Source organism: Mycobacterium sp. 1465703.0 (genome assembly GCF_001672975.1).
Lineage (GTDB): Bacteria > Actinomycetota > Actinomycetes > Mycobacteriales > Mycobacteriaceae > Mycobacterium.
The window spans coordinates 1-5,380 of record NZ_LZKU01000113.1 but is presented as its reverse complement, the minus strand read 5'-3'; the positions used below and the strand labels follow the sequence as shown (position 1 = coordinate 5,380).

The window sequence follows — 5,380 nt, the reverse complement described above, 5'->3', positions numbered from 1 at the left end:
CCCGTGCGGATGCGCCTGTGTGAGAGGAACCGAGGACTAGAAGTTATCGGGTATCCGTTGTCGACAGCGGTTGGCGTTCCACGGGGCGCCCGAGGACGACCTTCGCCGTGATGACGCCCAACTTGACCATGCCCAAGTACGTCGACGGGTTGAACAGCGTCGGCCAAACCGTGCGGGTTTTGTGCTCGTTTACCGGCCGGTCCCCGAATCGATCGCGCAGCCACCTCAGCGTCATGGGCGCCGACAGCGGATGCAACAGCAGATGACCACAGAACCGGTCGCGGTGATAGGTGACCGCGGCACCAATGCGTTCGTACTCGGCGACCAGTGCATCGACATCGTCGACGCTGATGATTCCGTCGTGCACCGCCTGTATGACCAGCACGGGAGGCTTGGGCCTGGACTTGCCGAGCTTGGTCTCGTCGAAGATGTGCCGCACTTGTGGGAGGTCCCACAGCTCGTCGGCCGTCATGTCGACGTAGGACCCGATGTCGACCTTGCGGAAGCGCCATACCGCCTGGGCCGTGGTCATCGTCTGCAATTCGTCGAGCAGCGCCTTGCCCTCGTCAGTCGCGTGCTCGTCGACGACGTTCTGCGCGCCGGGGAAAACTTGCGTCAAAGCGGAAATCATCAGCGCGGCGAGACCGGCGAAGAAGCTGCCGTTGAGGCGGCGTGCCACGCTCCCCGGGTCGCCGACGGGCGAGCCCAAAGCCGCCCCAACGATATTGAGCTCCGGTGCATATCCCTCACACAGTTCGGCCGCCCACGCCGACGCCAAACCTCCCCCTGAGTACCCCCACAGACCCACCGGTGCAGACGGCGACAATTTCAGGCGCTCGCACCGCATCGCGGCCCGCAGCCCGTCCAGAATCCGGTAGCCGGGCTCGACGGGAGCGCCCCACATGCCGTGGCAGCCTTCGTGGTCGGGTACGCAAACCGCCCAGCCTTCGGCCAGCGCGGCGGTCACCAACAAGTACTCGGCTTGGACGAATGCACCGATCGGTCGCGCGCCGCGCCGCATAGCGAACGAGGGGAAACAGCGCGACGCCACGGCATCGATCGCGCATTGATAAGAAAGGACCGGATAAGCAACGTCTGACTCGCGCTGCGGCGGGATGAGCACAGTGGTCACGGCGACTTCCGGGTCTTCGTGCAGATTGGTGGTGCGGTACAGCAACTGAGTGGCTTGTACCCGTTGGCTGATAAGACCGAGAAATCCGATCTCCACGTCGCGCGAGCGCAACACCGTGCCCGGTTCCGCGTGCTCGTAGCCTTCTGGCGCTCGATAGAAGGGGTCGTCGTCGGGTGAGATCGGCCGTTCGACGCGGCGCAGGTCGTCGTGCGGGACGCTTGCGACTGTCACTGGCGTGGCGGAACAGCTATCCATCGGTATGACGGCTCCCTCGGCATGTTGCTGACAGCGCGGATCGACGCCGCCTGAGGTATCTATTACCCGCGGTATCGGGATGGCAATCGTCGGTTATCCGAAAACACCGCCGAACATCAGCCGAGCACGTGGGTGGCGGCCGCGCCATAGCCGATCAGCAATTGGCGCAGCGCGCGTGGCGGGTCAGCAAACATCTTTCGGACCGGCGTTGCGCTGACTGACGGTCAAACGACGGTCAAGAACGGCGACAGTCGACTGTGTGAGATTTGAGCAAATTTCGCTGAGCTGGTGTTTCGTGGAGCCGATGACGGGAATCGAACCCGCGTATTCAGCTTGGGAAGCTGATGTTCTGCCATTGAACTACATCGGCACAGTCGCCTCAGAAGGCTAGCATCCAGCACCGCCGATGCCCGTCGACGCGGGTGGGCGGGCGACGACCGCGACGCACACCGTCATCTCGGTGCACGAATCAACCGTCGCCGGCAGCCGCTCAACTCCAATACGCTTTGAATCTAAGCTCGCCCAGCCGCAATTCTTAAGAAAGCCACGTTTATTATTTCGTTATCGTAACGTAATGTGCTCGGCGTGGGTCGACACGCATTAGCCAGGAAGCGCCGCAAACCTTCAGTGGCCCTGGCTGCAGTGCTCGCCCCCGCCGCCGTGTTCTTCGCGGTGTCAGGCGATGTCCATCCAGTTAAGGCCCATGATGAGGCCAAACCCGTTATCAACGAGGCAGCTCCGTGCTGCGTGCAAATCGTGACGCTGGCATCGAATCGGATCCTTAAAGGATCCCCTGACAGCGAACCCGCCGCGGCTTCGCGGTACCACACGCGAGCCCCGATGCTGACCGCCGACGTCGCGCCGGAACGGGGCCTGCAAGTCCGGACGATCCTGACCGCTCGCAGCATCACGGCGGACTTCCCCCAGATCCACGAAATCGGGGGAGTGCGACCGGACCCGTTGCCGTGGCACCCCCGCGGCTTGGCGCTCGATGTGATGATTCCCAACCCGCAGTCGGCCGACGGTATAGCGCTGGGCAATGCGATCGTCGCGTACGTGCTGCAGAACGCCGACCGGTTCGGCATTCAGGATGCGATCTGGCGGGGCGTCTACTACACGCCGGGCGGAGCGCAGCCGAGCCGGCTGGGGCACTACGACCACGTGCACGTCACCACCACCGGCGGCGGATATCCGGACGGCAGCGAGGTCTATCTCCGCTGAGCGCATGCGCCAGCAGTTAGGCTCGTCGCGTGCTGCTCTCCGATCGCGACCTCAGGGCCGAAATCAGCGCCGGGCGATTGGGCATCGAACCGTTCGAAGCCGGCCTGGTGCAGCCGTCCAGCATCGACGTGCGGCTTGACTGCATGTTCCGGGTGTTCAACAACACCCGCTACACCCACATCGACCCGGCGAAGCAGCAAGATGAACTGACCACCTTGGTCGAACCGGTCGACGGGGAGCCTTTCGTGCTGCATCCCGGCGAGTTCGTGCTCGGCTCGACGCTGGAACTCATCACCTTGCCCGACGACCTCGCCGGACGTCTGGAAGGCAAGTCGTCGCTGGGCCGCCTTGGCCTGCTGACGCACTCGACTGCCGGTTTCATCGACCCCGGCTTCAGTGGTCACATCACGCTGGAGCTGTCCAACGTCGCCAACCTGCCCATCACGCTGTGGCCAGGCATGAAGATCGGTCAGCTGTGCATTCTGCGGTTGACCAGTCCGGCCGAACATCCTTACGGCAGTACACAAGTAGGTTCGAAGTATCAGGGCCAGCGAGGACCGACCCCGTCGCGCTCCTATCAGAACTTCATACGGACTACATAGGTTCTGAGGGGCTCTCACGCTCCCCTTCTGCGCGATACTTAGTTAGCCGTGGTTTTTCCTCCGCCTGGCCGTGGTCATCGTGCAATACCTTTGGAGGGGTTTGTATTGGATATCGTGCTCGGGGTGTCGATGGCACCGTCATCGATCCAAATGGTTGTCCTGGAAGGCGAATACGCCGACGGCGCCACGGTAGAAGAGGACGTGTTCGACGTCGCTGACGTCGATGACGCGGCCACCTCGACGGGGCCCGACCAAGTGATCTCAGCCATCTTGGGCACCCGTGAAGGCGCGGTCGATGCCGGCCTAGAGCTGTCGTCCATCGGCGTGACGTGGACCGATCAACTCGAAGCCGCGGCACTGCGCGACGCGCTGACCGCTCACCGGATCGACAACGTGATGCTGGTCTCGGCCTTCTTGGCCGCCGCAGCCCTGGCGCAAAACGTCGGCGGCGCAATGGGTTACGAGCGCACCGCCGTTCTGCTGGTGGAGCCCGACACCGCGACGCTTGCGGTCGTCGAGACCTCCGACGGTTCCATCCCGGACGTCTACAAGCAGCAGATCCACGCGGAGTCCTACGGCGATGCCGCCGAGCAGCTCAGCGCGATGGTCGCCGGGATGGAGAAGCTCGAACTCCCGCCGGGGGGCCTGTTCCTGGTCGGCTCGGGCATCGACGTCTCTCCCTTGAAAGAGGTGTTGCAGGCGACGACGTTCCTCGACGTGAGCGTGGCCGAGGAACCCGAGACGGCGCTGGCCCGTGGGGCGGCCTTGGCGTCGGCTAACGCGCCGCTGTTTGCCTCCTCGACCGCCGCGCTGGCCTACGCGCAAGACCCCGGCACCGGCGCGGTGGACCAGTACTCCCTCCCCGAATACCTCTATGTTCCGTTCGGGCCGGAGCCCGGTGACGACGAGCTCGCCTACAGCGCGGTCGGCGATGACGACGCCGATTCGCCGACCGTCGTCATCGAGAAGCTCTTCCTTCCCGAGGAGAATCAGCAGCGGCGGCGGCCTGTCTTGCTGGTCGGCAGCGGCTTGGCGGTGGTCGGCATCAGTGCTGTGCTGGCTCTCGAGATCGCGTTGGCGATCGGCATCCGCGACACGGGCACCGTGGCTTTACAACCCACCCCGGGCCAGCACCTCATCGTTCCCACCGAGCAGGCACCGGCCCCGGCGCCGGTGCAGGCAGCCGTGCCGCAGCCCAAGGTCGGCCAGCCCGTCCCGATGGCCGCCCCCCAGCCGTTGAACCCGCCGGTCGCCGCGCCGCTGCCCGCGGTTCCGCCGCCGCCGGCGGCCCCGCCGCTGCCCGCCGCCCCGATCGTTCCGGTTCCTGTCGTGGTTCCCCCGGTCCCAGTGCCGGTACCGGTTCGCATTCCTGTTCCTAACCCGGTCGATGACCCACCGATGCTTGCGGTGCCACCGCACCTGTCCATTCCGCAACCGGTGCAGCCTCATCCTCCGGTGCACCTCCCGGAGCCATCGCCGCCGCAGGTCGGCGGCACCGGTCCGCTGTCACCGCCGCACCAGACTCCGCCTGGCGAAGGTACCCCGCCCAAGCCCAGCAGTCCCGGTAACTCCGGCGGCGGCCACGTTCCGACGCCTGGTCAGAGCGGCCCGGGGGGCCACGTTCCGACGCCCGGTCAGAGCGGTCCCGGTAACTCCGGCGGCCACGTTCCGACGCCCGGTCAGAGTGGTCCCGGCGGCCACGTGCCTACACCCGGCAGTGGGTCGGGCGGCGGTCATGTCCCCACGCCTGGCAACGGGCCGGGCGGCTCGGGCGGCGGTCACGTTCCCACGCCCGGCAGCGGTCCCGGCGGCTTGGGTGGCGGCCACGCTCCTGCGCCCGGTGGTGGCCACGTTCCGACGCCTCCCGCGGGCGGTCCCGGCGGCGGTCTCGGCGGTTTCGGCGGTGGTCATGCCCCGGCTCCCGGTGGCGGCGGCGGCTTCGGTGGCGGTCACGCGCCGGCTCCCGGTGGCGGTGGCGGCTTTGGTGGTGGTCACGCGCCGGCTCCTGGCGGCGGCGGTGGCCTCGGCGGCTTCGGTGGTGGTCACGCGCCGGCTCCCGGTGGCGGTGGCGGCTTCGGCGGCGGGCACAGCGGAGGCGGCTTCGGCGGTGGTCACAGTGGTGGCGGTTTCGGTGGCGGCCACGGCGGTGGCGGCGGCGGAGGCGGACACC

Annotated in this window: 4 protein-coding genes and 1 tRNA gene; 3 read left to right on the top strand and 2 right to left on the bottom strand. The window is 66.5% G+C overall.

Features of this window, described 5'->3' with window-relative positions; genetic code table 11:
* Positions 1 to 43 precede the first annotated feature (43 nt).
* The gene (locus A5625_RS09990; RefSeq protein ID WP_066992317.1) at positions 44 to 1,387 is read right to left on the bottom strand and encodes a lipase family protein; all 1,344 of its coding nucleotides are present in this window, start codon (positions 1,385 to 1,387) and stop codon (positions 44 to 46) included.
* A gap of 296 nt (positions 1,388 to 1,683) precedes the next feature.
* A tRNA-Gly gene (locus tag A5625_RS09985) sits at positions 1,684 to 1,757 on the bottom strand.
* A 215-nt stretch (positions 1,758 to 1,972) separates the two neighbouring features.
* Here A5625_RS09985 and A5625_RS09980 point away from each other — a divergent pair.
* The 3 genes from A5625_RS09980 to A5625_RS30545 form a co-directional block, all read left to right on the top strand.
* The gene (locus A5625_RS09980; RefSeq protein ID WP_197516042.1) at positions 1,973 to 2,608 is read left to right on the top strand and encodes a hypothetical protein; all 636 of its coding nucleotides are present in this window, start codon (positions 1,973 to 1,975) and stop codon (positions 2,606 to 2,608) included.
* A gap of 29 nt (positions 2,609 to 2,637) precedes the next feature.
* On the top strand, positions 2,638 to 3,210 hold the full coding sequence (gene dcd / locus A5625_RS09975; protein ID WP_066992310.1) for a dCTP deaminase: 573 nt from the start codon (positions 2,638 to 2,640) through the stop codon (positions 3,208 to 3,210).
* Between the two features lie 105 nt (positions 3,211 to 3,315).
* Positions 3,316 to 5,380 (top strand): hypothetical protein (locus A5625_RS30545; RefSeq protein WP_066992319.1); only part of this gene is annotated, 2,065 nt, incomplete at its 3' end.